This window comes from Nocardia sp. NPDC004151 (assembly GCF_042874235.1).
GTDB lineage: Bacteria > Actinomycetota > Actinomycetes > Mycobacteriales > Mycobacteriaceae > Nocardia.
In genome coordinates this window covers 224,938-250,751 of the sequence record NZ_JBIAMR010000007.1, presented here as the reverse complement: position 1 = coordinate 250,751, position 25,814 = coordinate 224,938, and the positions used below count along the sequence as shown (strand labels likewise).

The following is a 25,814-nucleotide window of genomic DNA, read 5'->3' as shown; positions in this document are numbered from 1 at the left end:
GGCGACACGCGTGATGCGTGTCGCCCGGAATCGGTGTCAGTCCCGGTTCGTGGTGAGGACGGGGGCGAGGGCGCGCAGCGCCGCAGCAGCGTCGTCGCCGAGGACTTGGATGGCGACGTGGTCGGCTCCGGCGCGCAGGTGCTCGTTCAACCGGTCGGCGACCTGATCGGCGGTGCCGTGGGCGACGACAGCGTCGACGTAGCGGTCGCTGCCGGGGGCGGCGAGGTCGGTGTCGTCGAATCCGAAGCGGCGCAGGTTGTTGGTGTAGTTGCTCAACCCCAGGTAGAAGCCGGCGCGGTCACGGCCCTGGGTGCGGGCGCGGGCCGGGTCGTCGTCGAGGACCACTTTGTGTTCGACCGCGAGCAGGGAATCGGGGCCGAGGATGCCGCGCAGTTCGGCGGTGTGTTCGGGCACTGTCAGGTAGGGCAGGGCGCCGGCGGTGCGGTCGCGGGCCAGGCGTGCCACGCGCGGGCCGAGTGCCGCGAGGGCGCGCCCGTGCCGGGGGACGCCGCGGGCGTCGAGGACATCGAGGTAGTCGACCAGCGCGTCATAGGGTTTGGTGTAGTCCGCGGTGTGTTCACGGTGGCCCGCGCCGATGCCGAGCAGGAAGCGGCCGGGGAACTTCTCGTCCAGACGCAGGTAGGTCTCGGCGGCGGCGTCGGGCGCCGAGGCCCACACATTGACGATGCTGGTGGCGACCACCAGTGATTCGGTGGCGGCGAGCAGTTGCTCGTAGCCGTCGAAGTCGGCGGGCGGGGAGCTGCCCAGCCAGATCGTGCCGTAGCCGAGTTCCTCTATTTCCCGCGCGGATTCCGGGGTGAACTGCGGATAGGGCTGCCACACGCCGAATGTTCCCAAGCCGTCGAATGCCATACCGGGCACCAACCGTCGATGATCGGGTTGCATTCCCCGGCGTGGTATCGAATTCGCTCAGGCGGCGTCGGGGCGGCCCTGGGCGCGGAATCGTCCCGGTGCGACCCCGAATTCACGTTTGAACGCTTTGGCGAACGCGTATTCGGAGGTGTATCCGGACTTTTCGGCCACGACGCGCAGCAGCAGATCGGTGTCACGCAGCAATCGGGCCGCGCCGGTCATGCGCCACCAGGTCAAGTAGGTGAGCGGGCCGATGCCCAGGGTGGTGGTGAACCGTTGCGCGAACACCGATCGTGAGACGCCCGCGCGGTCGGCCAGTGATTGCACGGTCCACGCCTGGCCGGGGTCGGCGTGGATGGCTTGCAGGGCGGTGTGCACGGCCGGGTCGCGTAGCGCGCCGATCCATCCGGTGTCGGAGGGGTGGGCCTGGTGCCAGGCGCGCAGCAGGAACAGCAGCAGCACTTCGAGCAGTGGCGCGATGGCTCCGGAGCCGTCGGCGGTGTCGAGCTCGTGGCCGAGCAGGTCGATCGCGGCGCGCAGCGGGCTGTGGTGGCCGACGCGGGCGGGCAGATGGATCACATCGGGCAGTTCGGCCAAGGCGGGGTGAGGACGCGCGTCGTCGAGCGAGTATGCGCCACACAGCAATACGGTGTCCGATGCCGCCGCGGCGGGACCGGGGTCGCCGTCGGGGCGGTCGGCGATGGCGTGGCCTCGACTGCGCGGCATGAACGCGACGTCACCGACGTGGAGGTGGATCGGGTCGCCGTCGTCGGGCAGCAGCCAGCACGAACCTTGCAGCACCACATGGAAACCGGCGCTGTTGCCCGCGGCGGGAAAGTGGGTATGCCAGCTGCCGCGCCGGACGGTGCGGTTGGAATGCGGTGTGCCCAGCCGCATCGCGGCGACCGCGTCACTGAGGATGTCCACGAATCCCACCGTACCGGTGGTGCCCGCGACACCGGACGATCGGACATCGGGACCGGACTTTCGAGCATGGATCGTCCGATCGGGGGTGCCTAGCGTGGGTTGCGAGCCGATTCCCGGCCGTATCCCCTTCACCCGATGGAGTTGTCCCTCATGCGTATTGCCGTGCACGGCGCGAGCGGTTTCACCGGTTCGCTCATCGTCGCCGAACTCGCGCGCCGCGACCTGTCCCCCATCCTGGTGGGCCGCGACGAGACCCGATTGCGGGCCGTCGCCGCCCGCACCGGGATCCCCGACGCCGAGATCCGGGTGGCCGCCCTCGATGACACCGCCGCCCTGACCGCCGCGTTCGACGACAGCGACGCCGTCGTCAATGCCGCCGGACCGTTCACCCTGTGGGGCGAGCCGGTGGTGCGGGCCGCGATCGCCGCCCACCGCCATTACATCGACACCACCGGCGAACCCGGCTACCTGCACAAGATCCTGTCCACCTATGACGAGCCCGCGAAACAGGCCGGGGTCGCGGTCGTTCCGGCGGTCACCGATGACGGTGTGCCCGGTGATCTGATCGCCGCGCTCACCGCGGCCCGCCTCGGCGCGCCGCTGCGGGAGGTCCGGGTCGCCGACCTGCGTCGCCCGGGCGCGGCCTCGCGTGGCACGGCCCGTTCGATGGCCGCCATCGCCGTGCTCGATCAGGTCGAATACCGCGACCGGACATGGCAATCGGCGAACGAGTCGGCCACCACCCTGATCGAACCCGGCGAACCGGAACCGGTGTCGGTGACGCCGCTGGCCTTGCCGGGCGTTTACACCATTCCCCGCCACCTCGACACCCCGATCGTGCGCGGGGTGATCCGCACCGAGATGGGTGAGATCTTCGCGGGCCTGGGTGGTGAAGTCGCCGAGACGATTCCGGAGGTCCCCGACGCCGACGCCTTGGCCGCCTCACGCTGGCTGATCCTGGCCGAGGCCACCGCCGTCGACGGCAGCCGGGCGCGGGGCTGGGTGACCGGGTTCGACCCGTACGCGGCCACCGCGGTCATCGCCGTCGAGGCCGCGCGCCGCCTGGCGCTCGACGGCGCCGCGGCCGGAACCCTCACGCCCGCACAGGCTTTCGACGCCACGAGCTTCCTCGACCATCTCGCCACCACGGGCGTGCACTGGCAGGTCGAGGAGCTCGCGAGCGTCTAGGGGTTCGCGTCGACCTTCGGGAACGTCTCGGCCACCAGCGTGGTGAGGGCGTCGGCGAGCAGGTGGTGCACCTGCTCGCGGGTCAGGCTGCCGCGCACGATCCATTCGCGCCCGGCGGCCTTGACCAGACCGCCGTAACAGCGCACCAGCGCCCGCAATTCGGCCGAATGCAGCGAATCGTCGAGACCCATCATCGCCACCATGCGGTCGGCGGCGGCGTAGTCGGCCTCGTCGAGGATGCGCTGCACCTCCGGATCGTCGCCGACGCCTTCGTGGCCGGTGACCTTGACCCAGGTGCTGCCGTGCTCGCCGATGGTGTCGAGCAGCCAGGCCACGCTGGCGTCCACTCGCTCCCGCAGCGACCCGGCGGGCACCGCCATCTTCTCCGGCCGCGGCAGCGTGACCATGCGGCGCACCACCGCCAGGTACAGGTCGCGCTTGTTGCCGAAGTAGTGGTTGATCAACCCGCGCGCCACCCCGGCCCGCTGGGCCAGCTCGGCGGTGGACACCGCCGCGTAGGGTCGCTCGCCGAACATGTCGATCGCGCAGGACAGGATCTGCGCGCGACGTTCGTCGGGTTCGAGGCGACGACGGCGCGTGGCGCCGTCGTCCGCCGAAGGGTCGGAGTTACCGCCGGGCCTAGGCGGCGCGGTGGGTTCGGGGTTACCGCCGGGCCTTTGCGGCGCGGTGGGTTCGGAGTTACCGCCGGGCCTTGGCGGCGCGGTGGGTTCAGAGTGAGCGGGCAATGAGATCCTTCATCACCTCGTTGGCTCCCGCGAGGATTCGCAGGACCCGAGCGCCGGTGTACAACTGCGAGATCGGGTATTCGGTCATGTATCCGTAGCCGCCGAAGAACTGCAGGCAGCGATCCACCACATTACCGAGTTGATCGGTCAACCAGTATTTCGACATGGCCGCGGTGGGGATATCGAGCTCCCCGCGCAGGTGCTTGCTGATGCAGTCGTCGAGGAACACGCGTCCGACCTTGGCGATCGTCGCGCACTCGGCGAGTTCGAACCGGGTGTTCTGCATGGCGTAGAGCGGCTTGCCGAACGCCTCGCGGCCCTTGGTGTAGTCGACGGTCAGCTGCACGGCCTTCTCGGTCATGGCGACCGCGAGGATGGCGGTGACCAGGCGTTCCTGGGCCAGCATCTGCATCATCTGATAGAAGCCCTGGCCCTCGGCCTGCCCGAGCAGGTTCGACGCGGGCACCCGCAGGCCGTCGAAGAACAGCTCGGCGGTGTCCTGGGCCTTGCCGCCGATCTTGGACAGGATGCGGCCGCGCTTGAAGCCGGGGGTCTCGTCGGAGACCTCGGCGAAGATCAGCGAGACGCCGGCCGCGCCCTGGGTGGGGTCGGTCTTGCAGGCGATGATGATGCCGTCGCACAGCCAGCCGTTGGAGATGAAGATCTTCGAGCCGGTGATGACGTACTCGTCACCCTCGCGCACCGCGCGGGTCTTGATGTTCTGCAGATCCGAGCCGGTGCCGGGTTCGGTCATGCCGATGGAGAGCACCATCTCGCCGCTGGCCGCCTTGGGCAGCACGCGCTGTTTGAGTTCCTCGGAGCCGAACTCGTGGATGTAGGGCGCGATGATCGAGGAGTGCACCGACATGCCCAGGGAGCCGTCCCCGGCGTGGGTCTGGGCCTCGATGATGGCCGCCTCGTGGGCGAAAGTGCCGCCGCCACCGCCGTATTCGGTGGGGATGGCCGCGCACAGCAGGCCCAGTTCGCCGGCCCGGTTGTAGAGGGCGCGGTCGGGGTGGCCCTGTTCGATGAACTTCTCGGTGTGCGGGATCACCTCCTTCTCGAAGAAGGTGGTCGCCAGAGTCCGTACCGCTTCGACCTCGTCGTCGCTCCATGCGGGGCGTGCCATCGCAGATCCTTCGCTTGCCTGAACGGGGTGCGCATATGCGCCTCGCCCCTAGGGTGCACGGCTATTGGCGTGGTGTCAACAACGTGTCAATACTCGGTCGACCGGGCCTGATTCACCTCGGCGAACGTCGTGAAGATCGGCACGTCCGGATCCGCGGCGATCCCCTGACGCCGCAGAAAGCCATCGATCAACCCCCACACCAATTCCGTGGCCTGCGCCACGAACTCCGCGGTCTGCGCCGCCGACGGCGTATCCGAATCCGACAGCCACAGATCGGTGATCGACACCACCGCACCGGTCAGCGCGCGCGACAGATAGTCCAGCCCCGCCGTGTCCAGGGGCACCGCCTCGGCCACCGACCGCGCCAGCTTCTCCAACCGCAGCGCCGCCTCGCGCCCCAGATCCAGCTGTAGCACCCCCGAGCCCGACTGCTGGATCACCGGGGCCTGACCCAGATACCGGAAGACGTTGGGATGCTCCAGGATTCCGCGCGCGTACTCACCGAACACCCGCGTCAACGCCCGCCGCGGCGGCTGCAGCATCAATGTCATGTCCGCGCCCGCGGCCGCGAACGCCCGCCGCGACATCCGCGCCGCGATCTCGGTGAACAAATCCCCCTTGTCCGCGAACTGCCGGTACAACCGCGGCTTGGTGATCCCCGCCTCACGCGCGATGTCATCCATGCTCGGGCGCGGACCCGCCCGATCGATCACCCGGATCGCGGCGTCCACAATGTCCGCACGCGACACCAGCCGAGTCCCCCCAGCACTGCTACGAACCACCCGCGCAGCATACATGTACCGCCGGTACAGCAGGTCCACACGATAATCCCGCTTGATTTCGGACCGATCGTACTGCCAGTATCGAATCCCGTACCGGCAGTACGCACCACCGGAAAGACGACGATGTCCGACCCAGCCCGCCAACTCGGCGACACCCTGCGCGCACCCCTGCCCGCAGCCTTCGACCAGCTCCCCGACAGCGACCTGGCCGAACTCCACCGCCTCCTCGAAGCCGCCAAGACCCACCGCCGCGACACCCTCGACGCCGCCCTCGGCTCCTCCCTCGACTTCGTCCCGCGCCTGCTGCGCCCCGCCGTCAAGAAAGCACTGGGTCTATGAGCGACCACCTCGCCGCCGTCGCCGAAACCACCAAACTCGCCCGCGTCCTGGGCCTCGACGACCCCACCGACCTCGACTTCCTCGTCGACCTCCCACCCGCCGCCCTGCGCGAATACCGCGAACGCGTCACCGACCTGCTCTTCGACCGCGACGCCCAACGCATGAAGGCCATCGCCACCGCCAGCGCCATCGTCCCCGTCGCCATCGGCTCCAAGATCGCCGAACGCGCCTTCGGACCCATCCTGTGCGCCGCCGTCGCCGGCGCCGTCGAACCCCGCCGCGCGGTCGACATCGCCAAGAACCTCACCCCGGCCTTCCTCGCCGAAGCCGCCGTCCAGCTCGACCCCCGCCGCACCGCCGCCATCATCGCCGCCGTACCCGCCACCATGGTCGCCGACGTCGCCCGCCAACTACTGTCCCGCGGCGACCACATCACCATGGGCCGCTTCGTCCACGTCATCCCCGAACCCGCCCTGCGCGCCGCCGCCCCCGTCATGAGCGACCCCGACCTGCTGCGCATCGGCTTCCTGCTCGAGGACAAAACCGCCCTCGACCGCGTCCTGCACATCGTCGCCGACCGCGTCCCTGGCATCATCCGCGCCGCCCACGACCAGCGGATGTGGGCCGAAGGCATCGACCTGCTCGACAACATCGCACCCCACAACCGCGCCTGGATCGGCGACATCACCGCCGGCCTCGGCGACGACGTCCTCGACGGCCTCATCACCGCCGTCGCCGAACTCGACGCCTGGACCACCCTGCTGCCCATCACCAGCGCCATGAGCCCCGACAGCCTGCGCCTGTTCGCCCAACGCCCCGCCATCCACGACGAACATATCCTCGCGGCCATCATCGACGCCACCGCCGCCCACGACCTGTGGCCCCAAGCCATGCCGCTCGTCGACGCCGCCCTCACCCCCGACACCCCGGACACGGTGTGGCACACCCTCATTCACCTCCGCGACCACATCCCCGCCGACCTGCTCACCCGGGTCGCCGACCACGCCCGCGAACTCGGCCACGACCACCACGCCATCCGACTCGAACCCCTCCGCACCGCCACCGCCTGACCCGACCCCCACCCACCGCGCCCGGTCCCAGGTCACGGCCGGGCGACCCGCACCTGCGGCGCTCTGGGAGAATGGCTCGGTCCACCGCCCCGCACACGAAGGATCACCGCAGCTCCGATGGCCGAGCAGACCACCCCGACCGACGCCCCGGCCATCGACCCCGCAGATCTGGCGACCTGCCTGCGCGTCCTCGAACAAGCCGGACAGCTCGACAAGGACCACCCGGACTCCGTCACCGTGCAGCGCGCCGTCGGGCACATGTTCAAGAAGTTCAAGCGCAACAAGCGCATCGCCACCCGCGACGCCATCTCCGCCGCCGACAAGGAAGTCGTGGCCGCCACCGCCACCGGCTCTCCCAACCGCATCGACGACGAAACCGCCGGGATCCCGATCAGCTCCGCCACCGAAGGCGGCAGCGCCGGAACCCTGCTGCGGGCGCGCCCCTGCTACATATGCAAACAGCGCTATACCCGCGTGGACGCCTTCTACCACCAGCTCTGCCCGGACTGCGCCGCCAAGAGCCACGCCAAGCGTGACGCGGGCACCGACCTCACCGGCAAGCGCGCCCTGCTCACCGGCGGCCGCGCCAAGATCGGCATGTACATCGCGCTGCGCCTGCTGCGCGATGGCGCCCACACCACCATCACCACCCGCTTCCCCAACGACGCCATCCGCCGCTTCGCCGCCCAGCCCGACAGCGCCGACTGGCTGCACCGGCTCCGCATCGTCGGCATCGACCTGCGCGACCCCGCCCAGGTCGTCGCCCTCGCCGACGACGTCGCCGCCCAGGGCCCGCTCGACATCCTCATCAACAACGCCGCACAGACCGTGCGCCGCTCGGTCGGCGCCTACAGCGCCCTCGTCGAAGCCGAGAACGGACCGCTGCCCGCCGGCGAACTGCCCGACGTGATCAGCTTCGGCAAGACCATGCAGGCCCACCCCACCGCGCTGACCGCGAGCCTCACCCCCAACCTCACCGCCGCCGACATCACCGACCTCGCCCTGATCGCGGGATCGGCTACCCCCGAACGCATTTCGCAGGGCGTCGCCATCGACGCGGGCGGCCTGGTGCCCGATCTCGCCCACACCAACAGCTGGGTGCAGAACGTCGGCGAGGTCGATGCCACCGAACTGCTCGAGGTGCAGCTGTGCAACTCGGTCGCGCCGTTCATCCTCATCTCCCGACTACGCCCGGCCATGGCCGCGGCCCCCGCCCGCCGCAAGTACGTCGTCAACGTCTCCGCCATGGAAGGCGTCTTCGCCCGCGGCTACAAGGGCGCGGGGCACCCGCACACCAATATGGCCAAGGCCGCGCTGAACATGCTGACCCGCACCAGCGCCCGCGAGATGTTCGAGTCCGACAAGATCCTCATGACCGCCGTCGACACCGGCTGGATCACCGACGAGCGACCGCACTACACCAAGATCCGGCTCGCCGAGGAGGGCTTCCACGCACCCCTCGACCTGGTCGACGGCGCGGCGCGCGTGTACGACCCGATCGTCCGCGGCGAATCCGGTGACGACCTGTACGGCTGCTTCCTCAAGGACTACGAACCTTCCAACTGGTAGCCGACTCCCTTACCGACCCAGCTCCCTCCCCTCTTTGCTGTTTTTGAAGGTGAGGGGGCTGTTTCTTGACCATTTTCGAGAACGTGAGGATTCATGTTTAGATGCGCATATGTACGTACTCATATGACTTGATTGTCGAAATCGGCTCCGCCGAGCGTCGGGCGGCCGTCAGAATTGGACGAGAAGCTCCCCTACCCTGCGGGTTTCCCGAATTCGATCCACGTGCACTCCCCCACCCCGCGTTCCGACCGCGGCCCATGATCGACACACGCACTCCCCCACCAGGACGGGTGATCTCATGAGCGCTAAGTCTGTGGCTGATGCATTGCGGGAGCGGTTGCCGTTCCTGCGCTGGTCGGTGATCCGATTCGCCTTGGGCGGGCCGGCTTTCGCACGTACGGGTCAGGTCGGCGACGGCCGGGAGGAGGCGGCGCGGGCATACGTGCTGGCCCACGGGACGGCCGGCGATCCGGATAGTGTGCTCGCCGCGTACGACGGCTTCGCGCGGACCCGCAGCATGCTCGTGAACGTCGGCGACGAGAAGGGCCTCATCCTGGACGCGGCGGTGCGCCGAGCCAGTCCCGCGTCGGCCCTCGAATTGGGTGGTTACTGCGGGTACAGCGCGGTCCGGATCGGGCGGGTGCTGGCGCCGGGCGCACGGCTGGTGTCGGTGGAGCTCAATGCCGACAACGCGTCGATCGCGCGCACGCTGCTGGAGCACGCCGGACTCTCGGATCGGGTGACCGTTGTCGTCGGCACCATCGGCGACGGCGGCGACACTGTGAAGCGTCTGGTATCCGAGCACGGATTCGGTGCCGGCACACTCGATTTCGTCTTCCTCGACCACGACAAGAAGGCTTATCTGCCGGACCTGAAGACGATCCTGGAGGCCGGCTGGCTGCACCCGGGCAGCCTCGCCGTCGCCGACAATGTGCGCATTCCGGGAGCACCGGACTACCTGCGGTACATGCGCGAGTCCGAGGGCACCACATGGCGCACCGTCGAGCACCACACCCACGTCGAATACCAGTCGCTCCTGAAAGATCTCGTACTGGAGTCGGAGTATCTGGGCTGACCCGCACCTATCCTGGGGTCATGGTCTACCGGCTGCTGGCCGACGCGACCGCGGTCGTGCATTTCGCGTTCGTGGCCTATGTCGTGGTGGGCGGGTTCATCGCCTGGCGCTGGCCCCGCACGATCTGGCTGCACCTGCTCGCCTTCGGATGGGGATTCAGCACCGTGCTGTTCACGGTCGAGTGCCCGCTGACGAACCTGGAGAACTGGGCGCGCCACCGCGCGGGCGAGGCGGGCCTGCCGCCGAGCGGATTCATCGACCACTACATCACCGGTGTGCTCTACCCCCGCAGCGCGCTGGAAGAGGTCCGAGTGGTCGTGGTGGTGTGCGTCGTCGTTTCCTGGGTGGGCCTGTACCTGCTGTCGCGGCGGCGGGCCGCCACACCGTCGTGATCACCGACGATCCGGGCGCCGTGGGCGAATCCGCTTCGGGGCGTGCATAATCGCGCTGGTTGTCGAAGTGACTTAAGGGGTTTTCATGGGTGGCTCATCGATCGCGTCGGTGTTCCTGGAGCGGGTGGTGTATCCGGTGCGCACGGCGGTCAGCACCGTCTGGGGAATCGGGACCTTCACCCGCACGGGCCAATTCGGTGACGGGCGTGAGGCCGCGGTGCGCGATCACGTGCTGGCCAATGCCGAGCAGGGCAACCCGGACAGTGTGCTGGACGCGATCGACCGGTTCGCACGTACGCGCAGCAATCTGGTGAACGTCGGCGACGAGAAGGGCCTGCTGCTGGATGCCGCGGTACGCCGGGCGAATCCGGCACTGGCCCTGGAGCTGGGCACCTACGTCGGCTACAGCGCGGTCCGCACGGCACGGGTGCTGCCCGAGGACGCGCGGCTGATCTCGGTCGAGTTCAGCGCCGCCAATGCCGAGGTGGCGCGGGCCATCATCGCGCACGCCGGATTCGCGGATCGGGTGACGGTGGTGGTCGGCACCATCGGCGACGGCGGGGACACCATCCGCACGCTCGCCGAGGAGCACGGGATCACCGAGGGCGCGGTCGATTTCGTCTTCGTCGACCACGACAAGTCGGCGTACCTCGCCGATCTGAAGCGCATTCTCGATGCGGGCTGGCTGCACCCGGGCACCATCGTGGTGGCCGACAATATGCGCATTCCCGGCGCGCCGGACTACCTGGCCTACATGCGGGAGGCCGAGGGCACGTCCTGGCGCACCGTGGAGCACGACACCCATATCGAGTACCAGTCCCTGCTCAAGGACCGGGTGCTCGAGTCGGAATACCTGGGCTGACGGCGAACTCGCCGCGGCGGCCCAGGCGCTGTCCGCGGTAGTCCGGCCGACTCACTTCGAGGGGCCGGGCGTCGCCGCGGCGAGCGCGCGGGTGATCGAGTCCGCCAGGGCCTTGATGTTCTCGGGCAGGTCCAGATAGAAGTGGCCGCCTTCGAAGGTGGCGAGATCGAAATCGGCGGTGGTGAAGTCGCGCCACTGCCCGGCCTGGACGGCCGAGGTGGTCGGGTCCGAGGAGCTGATCAGCGCGGTGATCGGCGTGCGCAGCGGAGCGCCGATCTGATGGCGGTAGGTCTCGACCGCGCGATAGTCGGTGCGGACCGCCGGGAGGACCAGATCGGCCAGCCCCGGTTCGTCGCGCAGGATGCGCACCGAGGCCGGATCGTTCGACAGGCGTTCGAGTTCGGCGATGAGACCCTCGTCCGGGCCCTCGTGCAGGCGTCCGGACTCCTCGTGCACCGGTGCGGGACGGCCGGAGACGAACAGGTGCGTCACCTCGCGTCCGCCCGCCTCGACTCGGCGGGCGGTCTCGTAGGCCACGGTCGCGCCCATGCTGTGCCCGAAGATGGCCAGCCGCACGTCTTTCGGCCAGGTCAGCAGGTCGGTGGCGGCGTGCCCGGCCAGTTCGGTGAGCGCGGGGACGGGCGGGTCGCCGAGGCGGTCCTGCCGCCCGGGGTACTGCACGCCGAAGACCGCGGTGCCCGCGCCGAAGCGCTGGGCCAACTGCCGGTAGGCGCCGACGGAGCCGCCGCCGGGCGGGAAGCACACCAGTACGGTCTCGGGGGCGGGATCGGGCTTCAGTTCGCGCAGCCAGGTGGTTCCGGGGAGTCGATGGGCGCTCATCCGATCGAGTATGCCCCGAGATCTCGCGTCGGGCTCGCACCTGGGCCCGGCGTTAGAGTCGGCTCGTGGCCACCTATGACGCATTGGTTCGCGACTACGAGACCGGAATCGGGGTTGCCGGGACGCCGGTGCCGACCCTCGATGCGGGCGCGAATCTGGCTGCGACGCTGCCGGTCTGGGCGCTGGCGGGTGGCGCGGTCGCGGCCTTCGCCGGTGCCGCCGACCGGTGGCGCGAAGTCTGCGGGGTGACGCCGCTGCGCGGTGTCGTCGATCCCGGCCGTGTCGCGGCGGCCTTCCAGAGCGACAAGCTGCTGCGGATCGATGGACGGCAGCCGCGAATGTTCGCGGAGTTGTCGGGCTTCTTCCGGAGCGCGGACGGCTGGGTGCGGACGCACGCCAACTACCCGCACCATCGGACGCGTCTGCTGGCGGCGCTCGATCTGTCCGCCGGGGCCGGGCCCGAGGATTTCACCCGGCGGGTCGCGACGCTCACGGCCGCCGATATCGAACGCCGCGCCGCCGAGCACGCGGCCATCGCGTTCCGGGTGCGCACCGAGCGGGAGTGGGCTGACAGCCCACAGGGCACAGCGGCCGCGTCCGGCCCGCTGGTCGCGCTCGACGCCCGCGACGATCGGGGCGCGCTCGACTCACTCTGCGCCGCAACGGCAATGCTCCCGTTGCGCGGGATCCGGGTGCTGGATCTGACCCGGGTGATCGCCGGTCCGGTGGCGACGCGGGCATTGGCCCTGCTGGGAGCCGATGTGTTGCGGATCGACCCGCCGGAGCTGCCGGAGATCGACTGGCAGTTCCTGGACACCTGTCAGGGGAAGCGTTCCACTGTAGTCGATTTGCGCACCGAACTTCCGGTCTTTCGCGAATTGATCAGCAATGCGGACATAATCATCTCGGGTTACCGACCGGGCAGCTTGGAACGGTTCGGAGTGCGGCCCGGTGATATTCGACCGGGAATTGTGCACGGCCGAGTTTCGGCGTGGGGCGAACAGGGTCCGTGGGGAGATCGCCGCGGTTTCGACAGCATCGTGCAGGCCGCATCCGGAATTTCTCTGATCGAAGGCACACGCGATAATTCTCGTAACGAACCTGTCGTGGGCGCCCTCCCGGCCCAGGCCCTCGACCACGCCAGCGGGTACCTGCTCGCGGCGGGCGTGCTGGACGCGCTGTGCGCGCGCCGCGCCGACGGTCGCGGCCGCGACGTCCGGGTCGCGCTGGCTCGCACCGCATCCTGGCTGATCACCGCGCCGGGCCGGACGCCCGGGCACGCGCCGGCGCAGGTCCCGGATCCGCGCTACGCGGTGACGCACGCGGCGGTGAGCACCGCGGGCCCGGCGTTGAGCGAGTATCCGGACTTTCCGTGGCCCGCTCCGGCCTACGGATCGAGCGCTCCCGAATGGAAAGCCCGACCGGACGGTTCGTAACTTCGGCGAATGTATACAAGCTGCTGCACGCACACCCGTAAGCACATCCGAGAAATAGTCGAATTGCCTTGCAATGCAGCACTTTCGACACGCCTCCACTTATCCCACATACGGCGTTAATAAATGAGACCCTGAAACCGACATCAAAATTGTCGACCCGTATGTCGACATGCGGATGGAGGACGTCACCGTGGACACACCTGCTCCCTTGCTCACCGCCGCCAGCGACACCGGCGCCACCAAGGTAGGGAGACGGGAATGGGCCGGACTGTCGGTGCTCGCACTGGCGTGCCTGGTCTACTCGATGGACCTGACGGTCCTGCACCTGGCGGTGCCGCAGATCAGCGAGGTCCTGCGGCCGACCAGTTCCCAATTGCTGTGGATCATCGACGTTTACGGATTTCTCGTCGCGGGTTTGCTGCTCACCATGGGCACCATCGGCGACCGCATCGGCCGTCGCCGGTTGCTGATGGTCGGAGCGGCCGCGTTCGCGGCGATCTCGGTGATCGCGGCGTTCGCGCCGTCCGCGCCGGTGCTCATCGCCTGCCGGGCACTGCTCGGCGTCGCCGGGGCCACCCTCGCGCCCTCCACACTCTCGTTGATCTTCACCATGTTTCGTGACGCGGGGCAACGGTCGGTCGCGGTCGGGGTCTGGGTGGGCTCCTACTCGGTCGGCGGCTCCATCGGGCCGCTGGCGGGCGGGCTGATGCTCGAACACTTCTGGTGGGGGTCGGTGTTCCTGCTCGCGGTGCCGGTCATGGTGCTACTGATCGTGCTCGCGCCCCGGGTGCTGCCCGAGTTCCGGGATCCCGACGCGGGCCGCCTCGATCCGGTCAGCGCCGCGCTGTGCACGGCGGCGGTGCTGCTGGTGGTATTCGGCATGAAGAAGGCCGCCCAGGACGGGCCCGGCCCGATCGCGGTGGCCGCCCTGGCCACCGGCATCGGGATCGGGGTGATCTTCGTTCGGCGGCAGCTCAATACGCCCGAGCCGATGCTGGACCTACGCCTGTTCCGACTAGGCAGCTTCCGGACCGCGCTGACCATCAATATGGTCGCCATCTTCGTCGCCTTCGGATACGCCCTGTTCGTGGGCCAGTACTTCCAGCTGGTGCTGGGCATGTCGCCGCTGCGCGCCGGCCTGGCCACCATCCCGGCGGGCCTGGGCTTCATGGTCGGCTCGCAGCTCGGCCCGCGCATCATGAAGGTGGTACGGCCCGCCTACATGATCGGCGCGGGCATGGCCATGGCCGCCGCCGGACTGCTGCTGCTCACCCAGATCACCACCTCCGGCGGGGTGGAGCTCACCATCGTGGCGTCGCTGCTGGTGTCGTTCGGCCTGGCACCGGTTTTCGGGGTGACCACCGAGCTCATCGTCGGCACCGCTCCGCCGGAGCAGGCGGGGGCCGCCTCCGGACTCTCGGAGACCGGGGCCGAATTCGGTGGCGCGCTCGGGATCTCCATCCTCGGCAGCATCAGCATCGCCATCTACCGCAGCCAGCTCAATGCCGGCCTGCCCTACGGCATGCCGGAACCCGACGCGCGCGCGGCGCGGGACACGCTCGGCGCGGCATTGGAAGTCGCGCGCACCATGCCCGGCAGGCTGGGCACCACGGTGGCCGACGCCGCCAAGCAGGCCTTCCTCACCGGCATGCACCTGACGGCGGCCATCGCGGCGGGGGCCGCACTGCTGCTGGCCGTCATCGCCGTGACCCGGCTGCGGCACGTGCCGCCCAGCTGAGATCACTCGCCTCGGATCGCCTCGATGGCGGTGGTGAGCGAATCACCGTCCAGCAGTTCCGCGCTCGGGGCGATGACCATCTGGATGGCGAGCCCCTGGAACACCAGGAACAGCAGCTTCCCGACCGCGACGGCCTGATCCTGGCTCAGATCCGGATGGGTGGATTTGACGATGGCGACGATATCGCGGTGCGCCACCTCGGTGGCCTCGGCCATGAAGATCTGCTGCGCGGGATCGCGCGCGATCTGCAAGCCGTTCTCCATGCTCAGCAGCAGGCCGTCGCGATTGCGCTGCACGACGTCCACGAATCCGTTCCAGGTCGCGGCGAGCGACTCCCAGAGCGTGCGGCCCTCCCCCGCGTCGCGGATGGCGGCCTCCATGCCGTCGCCGATCTGGGTGCCGACCCCGATGGTGATGGCCTCGGTGATCAATTGGTCCTTGGACCCGAAGTGATAGCCGATGGCGGCGAGGCTGACACCGGCGGCGCTCGCGATGTCCCGGGCGGTGACCTTGGCCAGTCCGCGCTCGAGGACGGCCTTGCGTGCACCTTCCAGCAGGTCTTCTCGATTTCCCATGACCTCACCCTAGCAGTGTCTTAGACATTCGTTCCAGACACCCGTATCAAACGCCCGGTCGGGCCTCGGTTCCATCCGGCATCGTCCCCGCTACCCTCGAACCCGTGCGGCAGAAGATCCTCATGGACAACGACACCGGCATCGATGACGCCCTCGGTCTGCTCTACCTGCTCGCCTCCCCCGAGGCCGAGATCATCGGAATCGCCTCCACCGCGGGCAATGTGCCCGCACCGCAGGTCGCGGCCAATAATCTGGCGCTACTCGATCTCGCGCGAGCCCCGGAAATCGAAGTGGCACAAGGAGCATTGACACCCCTGGCGGTGCCGCTGCGCACCACCGAGGACACCCACGGGCCGCAGGGGGTCGGGTACGCGGAGCTGCCGCCGAGCAAGCGGACGCTGTCGAACCGGCCGGCCGCGCAGCTGTGGGTCGACCTGGCCCGCGAGCACCCCGGCGAGATCGTCGGCCTGTGCACCGGCCCGCTCACCAACCTGGCGTTGGCACTGCGCGTCGAACCGGAACTGCCGCAACTGCTCCGGCGGCTGGTCATCATGGGCGGGGCGTTCAACCACCCGGGCAACACCACCCCCACCAACGAGTGGAACGTGCACGTGGATCCGGAGGCGGCCAAGGAGGTCTTCGACGCCTTCTCCGCCGTGCCCGCCGACCGCCGGCCGATCGTGTGCGCGCTCGACATCACCGAGACCATCGAGATGAAGCCCCCGCACCTGGCGCTGCTGGCCGAACGGGCGGGCAGCACGCCGGTGGAACTGGTCACCGAGGACGATCCGCCACACGCCCGCTCGAAGGCGAGCAATCCGCTGGTGCGGTTCCTCACCAACGCGGTGCGCTTCTACTTCGACTTCCACAAGCTCTACGACCAGGGCTATCTGGCGCACATGCACGACCCGTTCGCGGCGGCGGTGGCACTGGACCCGAGCCTGGCCGTCACCAAGCCCGCGACGGTCGACGTGGAGTTGACCGGCACCCTCACCCGCGCCACCACCGTGGCCGACTGGGCCGGGATGTGGGGCCGGGAACCCAACGCGGACATCGTGGTCGCGACCGGGCCCGAGGAATTCTTCGAGCGGCTGATCGGCCGCGTCGGCGACTACGCGCGGACGGTGTTCGCGGAAGGAGACACCGACCGGTGACCGGCGGAACAGACCTCGACTACGTCACCGGATTCCGCGAACGCCTCGGACTGCCCGGAATCATCGACGTGCACACGCATTTCATGCCCGAGCAGGTGCTGCGCAAGGTGTGGACCTACTTCGACACGGCCGGACCGCTGGTGGGTCATCGCGAATGGCCGATCACCTACCGCGACGAGGAGCAGGTGCGGCTGAAGACGCTGCGCGGGTTCGGAGTCAGCGCCTTCACCTCGATGATCTATCCACACAAACCCGACATGGCGGCCTGGCTCAACAGCTGGTCCGCCGACTTCGCCTCCCGCACGCCGGACTGCCTGCACACCTCGACCTTCTATCCGGAGCCGGGCGCGCCCGAGTACGTGCGCGCGGCACTGGAGTCCGGGACTCGAATCTTCAAGCTGCACATCCAGGTCGGCCACTACCACCCGGCCGATCCGCTGCTGGACGAAGTGTGGGGCCTGATCCAGGACGCGGGCACGCCGGTGGTCATCCACTGCGGATCCGGGCCCGCCGCCGGGGAATTCACCGGTCCCGAGCCGATCACGGCCCTGCTGCGGCGTTTCCCGCGACTACGGCTGATCATCGCGCACATGGGGGCTCCCGAGTACCGCGAATTCCTCGACATCGCCCAGGCTCACGCCGGCGTCCTGCTCGACACCACGATGAACTTCACCGATTTCTTCGAGGCCGCGGACCCCTTCCCCACCGCCGAACTCCCCCGCGTCCGCGATCTCGGCGACCGGATCCTGTTCGGCAGCGACTTCCCGAACATCCCCTACCCGTACGGGCACGCGCTGTTCGCGCTGGAACGCCTGGACCTCGGCGACGACTGGCTGCGCGCGGTCTGCCACGATAACGCGGCACGCGTGTTCACTCTCGGATAGCACCTCACGTCCTGGCGATATCGAGAAAGGCGGGCCGGTCATGCGGTTGGTCGCGGAAATCCTCGTCGGATTGCTCGCCGCGTTGCACGTCTATACCCTGGTCATGGAGATGTTCCTGTGGACCACGCCCCGGGTTCGCGCGAGCTTCGGCACCACCGCCGAGTTCGCCGAGGAGACCAAGGTGCTGGCCGCCAATCAGGGCCTCTACAACGGTTTCCTGGCCGCGGGCCTGATCTGGGGCCTGGTCGCGTCCGATCCGGTCGGGCAGGCCGCGAAGATCTTCTTCTCGGTCTGCGTGGTGGTGGCTGGACTGTACGGCGCGGCCACCGCGAGCCGGCGGATCCTGTTCGCCCAGGCGGTGCCGGGCGCGATCACGCTGGCCGCGGTGCTGCTGGCCGGATAGTCGCTAGCTGCCGGAGACGCTGAGCGCGATCTTGGCGTTGCGGCCCGGCCGTTCGCTGGCCGCGGCCGCCTCGGCGGCCTGTTCGAGCGGGTAGGCGGTCTCGACGGACAGATCCAGCACGCCCTGGGCGGCCAGGGTGACCAGTTCGGTGATGAGCCGGCGGCGCTCCTCGCCGCCGATCTCCTCGGCCCGCTTCGAGCCCCAGAAGCCCTTCACCACGGCCTGTTTGAAGATGATCGGGCCGGGATCGAGCACCAGCGGCTGACCCGAAAGGGCACCGAAGGTGATGAGCTCGCCGCGCGGCGCCAGCACGGTGAGCAGGTCGTTGGCGGCCTTGCCGCTGACCTGGTCGACGGCGCGCACGATCGGCTCACCGCCGGTGACCTCGGCGGCCCGCTCGACCCAGTCCGCGGACTCGGTGTCGAGCACCGGCTCGAAACCCCGCTCCCGCAACGACTTCGCGGCGGACTCACTGCGCACAAGATTGAGCACATTCACGCCGCGGGCGCGGGCCAGCAGGTTCAGCAGCCGCCCGACCGCGCCGTTGGCGGCATTGATCGTGATCCATTGCCCGGGTTCGACCTTCAGGTCCTCCAGCAGCATGAGCGCGCTCAGCGGCATGGCCAGCAGCTGGCTCGCGGTCGCGTCGGACACCGAGTCCGGCACCGGCACCACGCCGCCCGCCTTGGCGACGAAGTACTCCGCCCACGCACCCTGCACACCCGAGACCGTCACGCGCTGACCGACTTCCAGGCCGGTGACTCCCGCGCCGAGCGCGTCGACGCGGCCGACGGCCTCGGTGCCGGGGACGGCGGGCAACTCCGGCCGATAGCCATAGATGCCGCGAATGATGGCCAGGTCGTGATTGTGGATCGGGGCCAGGGTGGTCGCGACGCGCACCTCGCCCGGGCCGGGTTCGGGCACCGGCCGTTCGGACGTGGTCAGCACGTCCTTCGGCTCGCCGAATGCTTCGATGACCACCGCGCGCATGGGAGCGTTCATGAGGGGTTCTCCTTCGATCGAGGGTGGGCGGCCAGGGCCGCGGTGAGCCGGTGCAGGGTCGTCCGCAGGTCGGCCAGTTCGGTGGTGGACATGCCGGAGATCTCCTCGGCCCGTCCGGGGATGTGGCAGGCGGCCGCGCGCAGGTCGCGGCCGCGGTCGGTCAGGCTGATCTCGACACGACGTTCGTCGGTCGTGGAGCGGCGGCGGGTCACGAAGCCCGCCGTTTCGAGGCGCTTGAGCAGGGGTGAGAGCGTGCCCGAGTCCAGGTCCAGCGCCGCGCACAGATCGCTGACAGTTCGCTCGTCGCGCTGCCAGAGCGCGGCCAGAACCAGATATTGCGGATAGGTGATGCCGAGCGCGTCGAGCTTGGACCGGTACAACCCGGTCATCGCCCGCGACGCCGCGTACAGCGCGAAGCACAGCTGGTTCTCCAGTGCCTGCTCATCGGTCACGGACAATACGGTAGCCACCAATTAGATTGTGCACAATCTATCTGCCGGTCTGCTCCGTCACACCGGCAGCGCGGAGACGATGCATGGTGATAGCGATCGGGTTTATCCGGCGAACCGCGGACATTCGGGATACGTTGCCCTGGAACGCGTTCCAATCGAGGAATGCCGAGCAGCGGGGAGTTGCAATGACGCATGAGGTAGTGAGCCGTATCGAGGAGCTGTCCGGACAGCTCGCGGCGACTGCCCCGGAGACCGAGCGGCTGGGGAAGCTCTCCGACGAGAGCGTGAAGCTGCTCCGCCAGACCGGCATCATGCGGATGCTGCAGCCGACCGAGTACGGTGGCCTGGCCGCGCACCCGCGCGACTACGCCGAGGCGGTCATGGCCGTGTCCAGGAACTGCGGCTCCACCGGATGGGTGACCGGCGTGGTCGGTGCGCACCCGTGGGAAATGGCGCTGATGGACCGCCGGCTCCAGGAGGAGGTGTGGGGCGAGAACCCCGAAGCCTGGATCGCCTCGCCGTACGCGGTGATGGGCGTCGCGAAGCAGACCGACGGCGGGTACACGCTGAACGGGCGCTGGGCGTTCTCCTCCGGCACCGACCACTGCGACTGGATCTTCCTGGGCGCGCTGCTCGCCGACACCGAGGGCAACCCGGTGATGCCCCCGACCGTGCTGCACGTGGTGCTGCCGCGCAAGGACTACACCATCGTCGACGACTCCTGGGACGTCATCGGGCTGCAGGGCACCGGGTCCAAGGACATCATCGTCGACGGCGCGTTCATTCCGGCCTACCGGACCATCGAGATGGAGGCGGTCGCCGAAGGCGAGCTGGCCGCCGAGCGCGCGGGCCGCACCGACACCGTCTACAAGCTGCCGTTCTGGTCGATGTTCCCGCTCGGCATCACCGCCGCGGTCATCGGCATCGCCGAGGGCGCGCTCGCGGCCCACCTCGACTACCAGCGCAATCGCGTCACCGCCACGGGCACCATGATCAAGGACGACCCGATCGTGCTGTCGGCCATCTCCGAGGCCGCCGCCGACATCGCCGCCTCCCGCAGCCAGCTGCTCGACGGCATCAGCCGCCTCTACGATCTCGCCGACGCGGGCAAACCCATCTCCTTCGAGGACCGGGCCGTGGTGCGCCGCAATCAGATTCGCTGTGCGTGGCGGGCGGTGGCGGCGGTGGACCAGATCTTCGCGCGGTCCGGCGGCAACGCGGCGCGGCGGCAGAACCTCATGCAGCGGTTCTGGCGCGACGCGCACGTGGGATTGCAGCACGCCATCCACACGCCCGGTTCGATCTACCACTCGACGGCGTTGACCACCATGGGCCTGGAACCCGAGGGCCCGCTGCGCATGATGATCTGACATCCTCGGCGCGGTCCGATAGCTGCCGGGATGCTGCTGCCGGACCGCGCCCCTATACCCGTTTTCGCCCACCGCGAAACCCATCGGCGGCGAACACGCGCGCTGATGTCAAAGGAATCGACATCAGCAGCGGGATACTCACTGTCATGCATCGGCTGACGCGCTCCCTCGTTGCCCTGATCGCCATATTTGCCGCCCTGGTGCCAGCATCCGCGCACGCCGACCCCGGCGGCGGTTCCGGCATCGTGGACGTGCGGCCGCTCGGCGGACGCCAGTACGAGGTGACCGTCTACTCCGCGGCCATGGGACGCAACATCCCGGTCTGGGTGTCACACCCCGACGGCCCGGCCCCCGCGCTGTACCTGCTGAACACGGTCGACGGCGGTGAATCCGGCGGACCCTGGTCCAATCGCACCGATGTCGCCCAGTTCTTCGCCGACAAGCCGGTCAACGTCGTCACCCCGATCGGCGGGCGCGCCAGTTTCTACACCGACTGGCTCTCCGACGACCCGGCGCTGGGCCGCAACAAGTGGTCCACCTTCCTGATCCGCGAACTGCCGCCGCTGTTGGAATCCCACTTCCAGATGACCGGGCGCAACGCGATCGCGGGCGCGTCCATGTCCGCGACCTCGGCGCTGAATCTCGCCATCGAAGCGCCCGGCATGTACCAGGCGGTCGGGGCCTACAGCGGCTGCCCGCGCACCACCGACGCGGTGGCCCGCAGTTTCGTGCACTCCGAGCTCGGCCTGTTCCGGGCGAACGCCGCCAATATGTGGGGGCCCGACGACAATCCGGCCTGGGACGCCCACGATCCCGTGATCAACGCGGACCGGCTGCGCGGAGTGGCGCTCTACATCTCGGCGGGCAATGGCGCGCCGGGCGCGCACGATTCCCTCGCGGACCCGAGCATCGGCGGGAACGTGGCCACGCTGACCGATCGCATGGCGGTGGGCGGGGTCATGGAGACGGTGGTCCGCAGTTGTACGGACTCCCTGGTCACCCGGCTCGGGGAGCTGGGGATTCCGGCGCAGGTCGCCTACCGGGACGGCACGCACGCCTGGCCGTATTGGCAGGATGACGTGCACGATTCCTGGCCACTGATCGCCGACGCCCTGGGGGTTTAGCCGGCGGGCGGTACAGGCCAGGTGATTTCGAGATCCTGAACCTCGAAGCCCTGCGGGAAGCGATAGGTTCGAGGCACACCGGCCCGGCCGCCATGGCGTTCGTAGAACGCGATGGCGGCCGTATTGTCTTCCAGCACTTCCAGATACACCAGGTGGCCAGGGAATTCGGCGGCGGCCCACTCGAATCCGTGACGCAGCAGCCGCGTCCCGATGCCGCCGCGCTTGAGGGCCGGGCTGACGTGCAGATTGTCGATCAGAACGCGACCGTCCGGTTGCAGCGCCAGATAGATGAATCCCAGCAGATCCGAGCCGGATTCGGCGATGAAGAGGCTGCCGGGCGCGACCTCGGCGGTCAGCCGGGACAGCCACATGGCTCTGTGGTCATCGGCCAGCGCCCCGTCCAGATACGCCCCGGGCATGATCCCGACGTACGCGGTGCGCCAGCTGGCGGTGTGCAGCGCGGCGACCGCGTCCGCGTCGGAGGCGAGACCGGGGCGTATCCGGATGGTCATGGCGGTCAGGGCCGTTCGTCGAAGGCCCGCAGGATCTCCTCGGCGGCCAGTGCCGGGGTGAGGGAGCCGTCGCGGATCTGCTTCTCCACCGGGGCCTTCAGGGCCTTGACGGCCGGGTTCTCGGACAGGCGGCGCAACAGGTTGTCGTGCACCATGGTCCAGGTCCAGTCGACCTGCTGGCGGCGGCGCTTCTCGGCGAACTCGCCCGCCTCGGTCAGCACCCGGCGGTGGGTGAGCACCGCGTCCCAGAACGTGTCCAGGCCGGTGCCGTTGAGGCCGGACATGGTGAGAACCGGTGGCCGCCACAGCGATTCGCGCGGGTGCACGAGCCGCATGGCGCCCTGGAGTTCGCGGGCGGCGGCCTTGGCCTCGAGTTCGTGACGGCCGTCGGCCTTGTTCACGGCCACCAGGTCGGCGAGTTCGAGCACACCCTTCTTGATGCCCTGCAGCTGGTCGCCGGTGCGGGCCAGGGTGAGGAAGCAGAAGACGTCGACCATATTGGCGACGGTGACCTCGGACTGGCCGACACCGACGGTCTCCACCAGGATCACGTCGTAGCCCGCGGCCTCGAGCAGCACGATGGTCTCGCGGGTCGCCTTGGCGACTCCGCCCAGGGTGCCCGCGGTCGGCGAGGGCCGGATGAACGCGTCGCGCTGCACCGACAGCCGTTCCATGCGGGTCTTGTCGCCCAGGATCGAGCCGCCGGTCAGGGTCGAGGACGGGTCGACGGCCAGCACCGCCACCCGATGGCCCTGGCCGATCAGGTACATGCCGAGCGCGTCGATGAATGTCGACTTGCCGACGCCCGGCACGCCGGTGATGCCCACGCGATTGGACAGCGCCTTGCCCGCGTCGGGGGTCAGCTTCAGCAGCAGCCGCTGCGCCAGTTCCCGATGGTCGCCGCGGGTGGATTCGACGAGGGTGATGGCGCGGGCCAGTCCGGCCCGCTCCCCCGCCCGCACCTGCGCGGCCAGCTGGTCGACATCGATCACCCGGCGCGCCACGGGGGTGGCGGGCCGGACGCCGGGGCCGGGTCCGGGGACCCCGACACCGGCGGTGGTGCCGAGCCGGGGGTGGTTCTCGCCACCCCCGGTCGCGCGTGCGGCGTCGCTCATTCCGTTGCGCCGCTGCCGATCTCGTGGCCCAGCTGTGCGGCCAGCTTCCCGATCAGGTCGATCGCGGCGTCGGCGATGATGGTGCCGGGGCCGAAGATGCCCGCGGCGCCGGCGGCGTACAGCTCGTCGTAGTCACCGGGCGGGATGACGCCGCCGACGGTGACCATGATGTCGGGGCGACCGACATCGGCCAGTGCCTGCCGCAGGGCGGGCACCAGCGTGAGGTGGCCTGCGGCCAGCGACGAGACGCCGACGACGTGCACGTCGTTGTCGGCCGCCTGCTGCGCCACCTCTTCGGGGGTCTGGAACAGCGGGCCCACGTCGACGTCCATGCCGAGGTCGGCGAAGGCGGTCGCGATCACCTTCTGGCCGCGGTCGTGGCCGTCCTGACCCATCTTGGCGATCAGGATCCGGGGGCGACGGCCCTCGGCTTCGGCGAATTCCTCGACCAGTTCGATGGCCTTGCTGATATTGGTCACCTTGCCCGCCTCCTCCCGGTAGACGCCGGAGAGCGTACGGATTTCGGCCTGATGGCGGCCGTAGACCTGCTCCAGGGCATCGGAGATCTCACCGACGGTGGCCTTGGCGCGGGCCGCCGCGATGGCCAAGGCCATCAGGTTGTTCTCCATGCCGCCCTCGGTCGAGGCGGCCGCGCGGGTGAGCTCGGCCAGCGCCTGCTCGACCGCGGCCGAATCACGTTCGGCGCGCAGCTTTTCCAGCTTGGCGTTCTGCTCGGCGCGCACGCGCGAGTTCTCGACCTTGAGGACCTCGATCGGGGTGTCTTCCTCGACCAGGTACTTGTTGACGCCGATCACCGGCTGCTGGCCGGTGTCGATGCGGGCCTGGGTACGAGCCGCGGCCTCCTCGATGCGCAGCTTCGGGATGCCCTCCGAAATCGCCTGCGCCATACCACCGTGCGCCTCGATCTCGGCGATGTGGGCGCGGGCGCGCTCGGCCAGCTGGTGGGTCAGCCACTCCACGTAGTACGAGCCGCCCCACGGGTCGGCCGGACGGGTGGTGTTGGACTCCTGCTGGATCAGCAGCTGGGTGTTGCGGGCGATGCGGGCGGAGAAGTCCGTCGGCAGGGCCAGCGCCTCGTCGAGCGCGTTGGTGTGCAGCGACTGGGTGTGGCCCTGGGTGGCGGCCATGGCCTCCACGCAGGTGCGCGCGACGTTGTTGAACACGTCCTGCGCGGTCAGCGACCAGCCCGAGGTCTGCGAGTGGGTGCGCAGCGCGAGCGACTTGGAGTTCTTCGGCTCGAACTTGGCGACCAGCTCGTTCCAGAGCAGGCGGCCCGCACGGAGTTTCGCGACCTCCATGAAGAAGTTCATGCCGATGGCCCAGAAGAACGACAGTCGCGGCGCGAACTTGTCGACCTCCATGCCCGCGTCCAGACCGGCCTTGATGTACTCCACGCCGTCGGCGAGGGTGTAGGCCAGCTCCAGGTCGGCGGTCGCACCGGCTTCCTGGATGTGGTAGCCGGAGATGGAGATCGAGTTGAACTTCGGCATCTTCGCGGAGGTGTAGGCGAAGATGTCGGAGATGATCCGCATCGAGGGCTTGGGCGGGTAGATGTAGGTGTTGCGGACCATGAACTCCTTCAGAATGTCGTTCTGAATGGTTCCGGCCAGCTGCTCGGGCGCGACGCCCTGCTCCTCGGCGGCGACGACGTAGAGCGCCAGGATCGGCAGCACCGCGCCGTTCATGGTCATCGACACCGAAACCTGGTCCAGCGGAATCTGATCGAACAGTTCCCGCATGTCGAGGATGGAGTCGATGGCGACGCCGGCCATGCCGACGTCACCGGTGACGCGCGGATGGTCCGAGTCGTAGCCACGGTGCGTCGCCAGGTCGAAGGCGACCGACAGGCCCTTCTGACCCGACTGCAGGTTGCGGCGGTAGAAGGCGTTGGAGTCCGCGGCGGTGGAGAAGCCCGCGTACTGGCGGATGGTCCACGGCTGGTTCACGTACATGGTCGGGTAAGGACCGCGCACGAACGGCGCGATACCCGGCACGCTGTCGAGGGGGTAGCCCTCGGCCACGATGGCGTCGCGGTCGGCCTTGGTGAACACCGGCGGCACGTCGATGCCCTCGGGGGTCGACCAGGTGAGCTGTTCGGGCGCATAGTGATTGGCGGTCGCGGCGGTCTTGACGAACTCCTCGACCTGCGCGGCGCTGACCTCGGCGGGGGCGGTGTCGCCCTCGGTCAGCGGTACTTCGGCGAAATTGCCGATCCGGTGCTTGATATCGCTCATCT

26 protein-coding genes are annotated in these 25,814 nt (G+C 69.0%); 14 read left to right on the top strand and 12 right to left on the bottom strand.

The genetic code is table 11. From position 1 onward, the window contains the following. Nucleotides 1–36: 36 nt before the first annotated feature. Nucleotides 37–873 carry an LLM class F420-dependent oxidoreductase gene (locus ACFYTS_RS18355; RefSeq protein WP_387305603.1) on the bottom strand — a complete coding sequence of 279 codons (837 nt, stop codon included), beginning with the start codon at nt 871–873 and terminating at the stop codon, nt 37–39. Between the two features lie 57 nt (nt 874–930). Beyond that, entirely contained in the window at nt 931–1,800 is an 870-nt protein-coding gene (locus tag ACFYTS_RS18350) for an AraC family transcriptional regulator (RefSeq protein WP_387305600.1), read from the bottom strand. 150 nt (nt 1,801–1,950) lie between these two features. On the opposite strand from ACFYTS_RS18350, the gene ACFYTS_RS18345 reads away from it, so the two are divergent. Next, nucleotides 1,951–2,988: a saccharopine dehydrogenase family protein gene (locus tag ACFYTS_RS18345; protein ID WP_387305597.1), complete on the top strand. Its 1,038-nt coding sequence runs from the start codon at nt 1,951–1,953 to the stop codon at nt 2,986–2,988. Here ACFYTS_RS18345 and ACFYTS_RS18340 read toward each other — a convergent pair. The 3 genes from ACFYTS_RS18340 to ACFYTS_RS18330 form a co-directional block, all read right to left on the bottom strand. After that, nucleotides 2,985–3,545 carry a helix-turn-helix domain-containing protein gene (locus ACFYTS_RS18340; protein ID WP_357277145.1) on the bottom strand — a complete coding sequence of 187 codons (561 nt, stop codon included), beginning with the start codon at nt 3,543–3,545 and terminating at the stop codon, nt 2,985–2,987. The genes ACFYTS_RS18345 and ACFYTS_RS18340 overlap by 4 nt on opposite strands. A 172-nt stretch (nt 3,546–3,717) precedes the next feature. Beyond that, nucleotides 3,718–4,863: an acyl-CoA dehydrogenase family protein gene (locus tag ACFYTS_RS18335; protein WP_357276859.1), complete on the bottom strand. Its 1,146-nt coding sequence runs from the start codon at nt 4,861–4,863 to the stop codon at nt 3,718–3,720. An 86-nt stretch (nt 4,864–4,949) separates the two neighbouring features. Further along, complete coding sequence (locus tag ACFYTS_RS18330; protein WP_387305595.1) at nt 4,950–5,612, bottom strand: TetR/AcrR family transcriptional regulator; 663 nt, start codon at nt 5,610–5,612, stop codon at nt 4,950–4,952. A gap of 156 nt (nt 5,613–5,768) precedes the next feature. Here ACFYTS_RS18330 and ACFYTS_RS18325 point away from each other — a divergent pair, with 156 nt between their 5' ends. From ACFYTS_RS18325 to ACFYTS_RS18300, 6 genes are all read left to right on the top strand, one after another. Next, nucleotides 5,769–5,984, top strand: coding sequence for a hypothetical protein (locus ACFYTS_RS18325; RefSeq protein WP_379099041.1), 216 nt, complete (start codon nt 5,769–5,771; stop codon nt 5,982–5,984). Then, entirely contained in the window at nt 5,981–7,054 is a 1,074-nt protein-coding gene (locus ACFYTS_RS18320) for a hypothetical protein (RefSeq protein ID WP_387305592.1), read from the top strand. The genes ACFYTS_RS18325 and ACFYTS_RS18320 overlap by 4 nt, the downstream gene beginning before the upstream one ends. 117 nt (nt 7,055–7,171) lie before the next feature. Further along, nucleotides 7,172–8,623, top strand: coding sequence for an SDR family NAD(P)-dependent oxidoreductase (locus ACFYTS_RS18315; protein WP_387305590.1), 1,452 nt, complete (start codon nt 7,172–7,174; stop codon nt 8,621–8,623). A 298-nt stretch (nt 8,624–8,921) separates the two neighbouring features. Then, entirely contained in the window at nt 8,922–9,698 is a 777-nt protein-coding gene (locus ACFYTS_RS18310) for an O-methyltransferase (protein WP_387305587.1), read from the top strand. A gap of 20 nt (nt 9,699–9,718) precedes the next feature. After that, on the top strand, nt 9,719–10,090 hold the full coding sequence (locus ACFYTS_RS18305; RefSeq protein WP_357276871.1) for a DUF2784 domain-containing protein: 372 nt from the start codon (nt 9,719–9,721) through the stop codon (nt 10,088–10,090). Nucleotides 10,091–10,175: 85 nt separating this feature from the next. Then, the gene (locus tag ACFYTS_RS18300; RefSeq protein ID WP_387305584.1) at nt 10,176–10,952 is read left to right on the top strand and encodes an O-methyltransferase; all 777 of its coding nucleotides are present in this window, start codon (nt 10,176–10,178) and stop codon (nt 10,950–10,952) included. Nucleotides 10,953–11,003: 51 nt separating this feature from the next. Here ACFYTS_RS18300 and ACFYTS_RS18295 read toward each other — a convergent pair whose 3' ends face one another. After that, the gene (locus tag ACFYTS_RS18295; RefSeq protein WP_387305581.1) at nt 11,004–11,792 is read right to left on the bottom strand and encodes a thioesterase II family protein; all 789 of its coding nucleotides are present in this window, start codon (nt 11,790–11,792) and stop codon (nt 11,004–11,006) included. A gap of 65 nt (nt 11,793–11,857) precedes the next feature. On the opposite strand from ACFYTS_RS18295, the gene ACFYTS_RS18290 reads away from it, so the two are divergent. Both ACFYTS_RS18290 and ACFYTS_RS18285 read left to right on the top strand, forming a co-directional pair. Further along, complete coding sequence (locus tag ACFYTS_RS18290) at nt 11,858–13,228, top strand: CoA transferase (RefSeq protein ID WP_387305578.1); 1,371 nt, start codon at nt 11,858–11,860, stop codon at nt 13,226–13,228. Nucleotides 13,229–13,403: 175 nt separating this feature from the next. After that, a complete protein-coding gene (locus ACFYTS_RS18285) occupies nt 13,404–14,966 on the top strand; it encodes an MFS transporter (protein ID WP_387305890.1) in 1,563 nt (520 codons plus the stop codon). A gap of 2 nt (nt 14,967–14,968) precedes the next feature. Here ACFYTS_RS18285 and ACFYTS_RS18280 read toward each other — a convergent pair whose 3' ends face one another. Further along, complete coding sequence (locus tag ACFYTS_RS18280) at nt 14,969–15,541, bottom strand: helix-turn-helix domain-containing protein (protein ID WP_357276881.1); 573 nt, start codon at nt 15,539–15,541, stop codon at nt 14,969–14,971. Between the two features lie 122 nt (nt 15,542–15,663). Between ACFYTS_RS18280 and ACFYTS_RS18275 the strand changes: the two genes are divergently transcribed. From ACFYTS_RS18275 to ACFYTS_RS18265, 3 genes are read left to right on the top strand one after another with little or no spacing between them, the layout of a single operon-like run. Beyond that, nucleotides 15,664–16,695 carry a nucleoside hydrolase gene (locus ACFYTS_RS18275; protein ID WP_357277148.1) on the top strand — a complete coding sequence of 344 codons (1,032 nt, stop codon included), beginning with the start codon at nt 15,664–15,666 and terminating at the stop codon, nt 16,693–16,695. Next, the gene (locus tag ACFYTS_RS18270; protein WP_387305575.1) at nt 16,692–17,579 is read left to right on the top strand and encodes an amidohydrolase family protein; all 888 of its coding nucleotides are present in this window, start codon (nt 16,692–16,694) and stop codon (nt 17,577–17,579) included. Before ACFYTS_RS18275 ends, ACFYTS_RS18270 begins: the two co-directional genes overlap by 4 nt. Before the next feature lie 40 nt (nt 17,580–17,619). Further along, nucleotides 17,620–17,982 (top strand): DUF1304 domain-containing protein, encoded by a 363-nt coding sequence (locus ACFYTS_RS18265; RefSeq protein WP_387305572.1) that lies wholly within the window; start codon nt 17,620–17,622, stop codon nt 17,980–17,982. Between the two features lie 3 nt (nt 17,983–17,985). Here ACFYTS_RS18265 and ACFYTS_RS18260 read toward each other — a convergent pair whose 3' ends face one another. Together ACFYTS_RS18260 and ACFYTS_RS18255 are read right to left on the bottom strand one after the other, a co-directional pair. Further along, a complete protein-coding gene (locus ACFYTS_RS18260; protein WP_387305569.1) occupies nt 17,986–18,984 on the bottom strand; it encodes a zinc-binding dehydrogenase in 999 nt (332 codons plus the stop codon). Next, nucleotides 18,981–19,436 (bottom strand): MarR family winged helix-turn-helix transcriptional regulator, encoded by a 456-nt coding sequence (locus ACFYTS_RS18255; protein ID WP_379099006.1) that lies wholly within the window; start codon nt 19,434–19,436, stop codon nt 18,981–18,983. The genes ACFYTS_RS18260 and ACFYTS_RS18255 overlap by 4 nt, the downstream gene beginning before the upstream one ends. Nucleotides 19,437–19,621: 185 nt before the next feature. On the opposite strand from ACFYTS_RS18255, the gene ACFYTS_RS18250 reads away from it, so the two are divergent. Both ACFYTS_RS18250 and ACFYTS_RS18245 read left to right on the top strand, forming a co-directional pair. Beyond that, nucleotides 19,622–20,806, top strand: coding sequence for an acyl-CoA dehydrogenase family protein (locus ACFYTS_RS18250; RefSeq protein ID WP_387305566.1), 1,185 nt, complete (start codon nt 19,622–19,624; stop codon nt 20,804–20,806). 146 nt (nt 20,807–20,952) lie between these two features. Continuing rightward, a complete protein-coding gene (locus ACFYTS_RS18245; RefSeq protein WP_357276893.1) occupies nt 20,953–21,930 on the top strand; it encodes an alpha/beta hydrolase family protein in 978 nt (325 codons plus the stop codon). On the opposite strand, the gene ACFYTS_RS18240 is transcribed toward ACFYTS_RS18245, so the two are convergent. The 3 genes from ACFYTS_RS18240 to scpA all read right to left on the bottom strand — a co-directional run bounded on the left by ACFYTS_RS18240 (nt 21,927) and on the right by scpA (nt 25,812). Beyond that, nucleotides 21,927–22,442, bottom strand: a complete 516-nt coding sequence (locus ACFYTS_RS18240; RefSeq protein ID WP_387305563.1) for a GNAT family N-acetyltransferase — start codon at nt 22,440–22,442, stop codon at nt 21,927–21,929. The two genes, ACFYTS_RS18245 and ACFYTS_RS18240, sit on opposite strands and share 4 nt — an antisense overlap. A 5-nt stretch (nt 22,443–22,447) precedes the next feature. Then, a complete protein-coding gene (gene meaB, locus ACFYTS_RS18235) occupies nt 22,448–23,446 on the bottom strand; it encodes a methylmalonyl Co-A mutase-associated GTPase MeaB (RefSeq protein ID WP_387305888.1) in 999 nt (332 codons plus the stop codon). A gap of 107 nt (nt 23,447–23,553) precedes the next feature. After that, nucleotides 23,554–25,812: a methylmalonyl-CoA mutase gene (gene scpA / locus ACFYTS_RS18230; RefSeq protein ID WP_357276897.1), complete on the bottom strand. Its 2,259-nt coding sequence runs from the start codon at nt 25,810–25,812 to the stop codon at nt 23,554–23,556. Between the last annotated feature and the right edge of the window lie 2 nt (nt 25,813–25,814).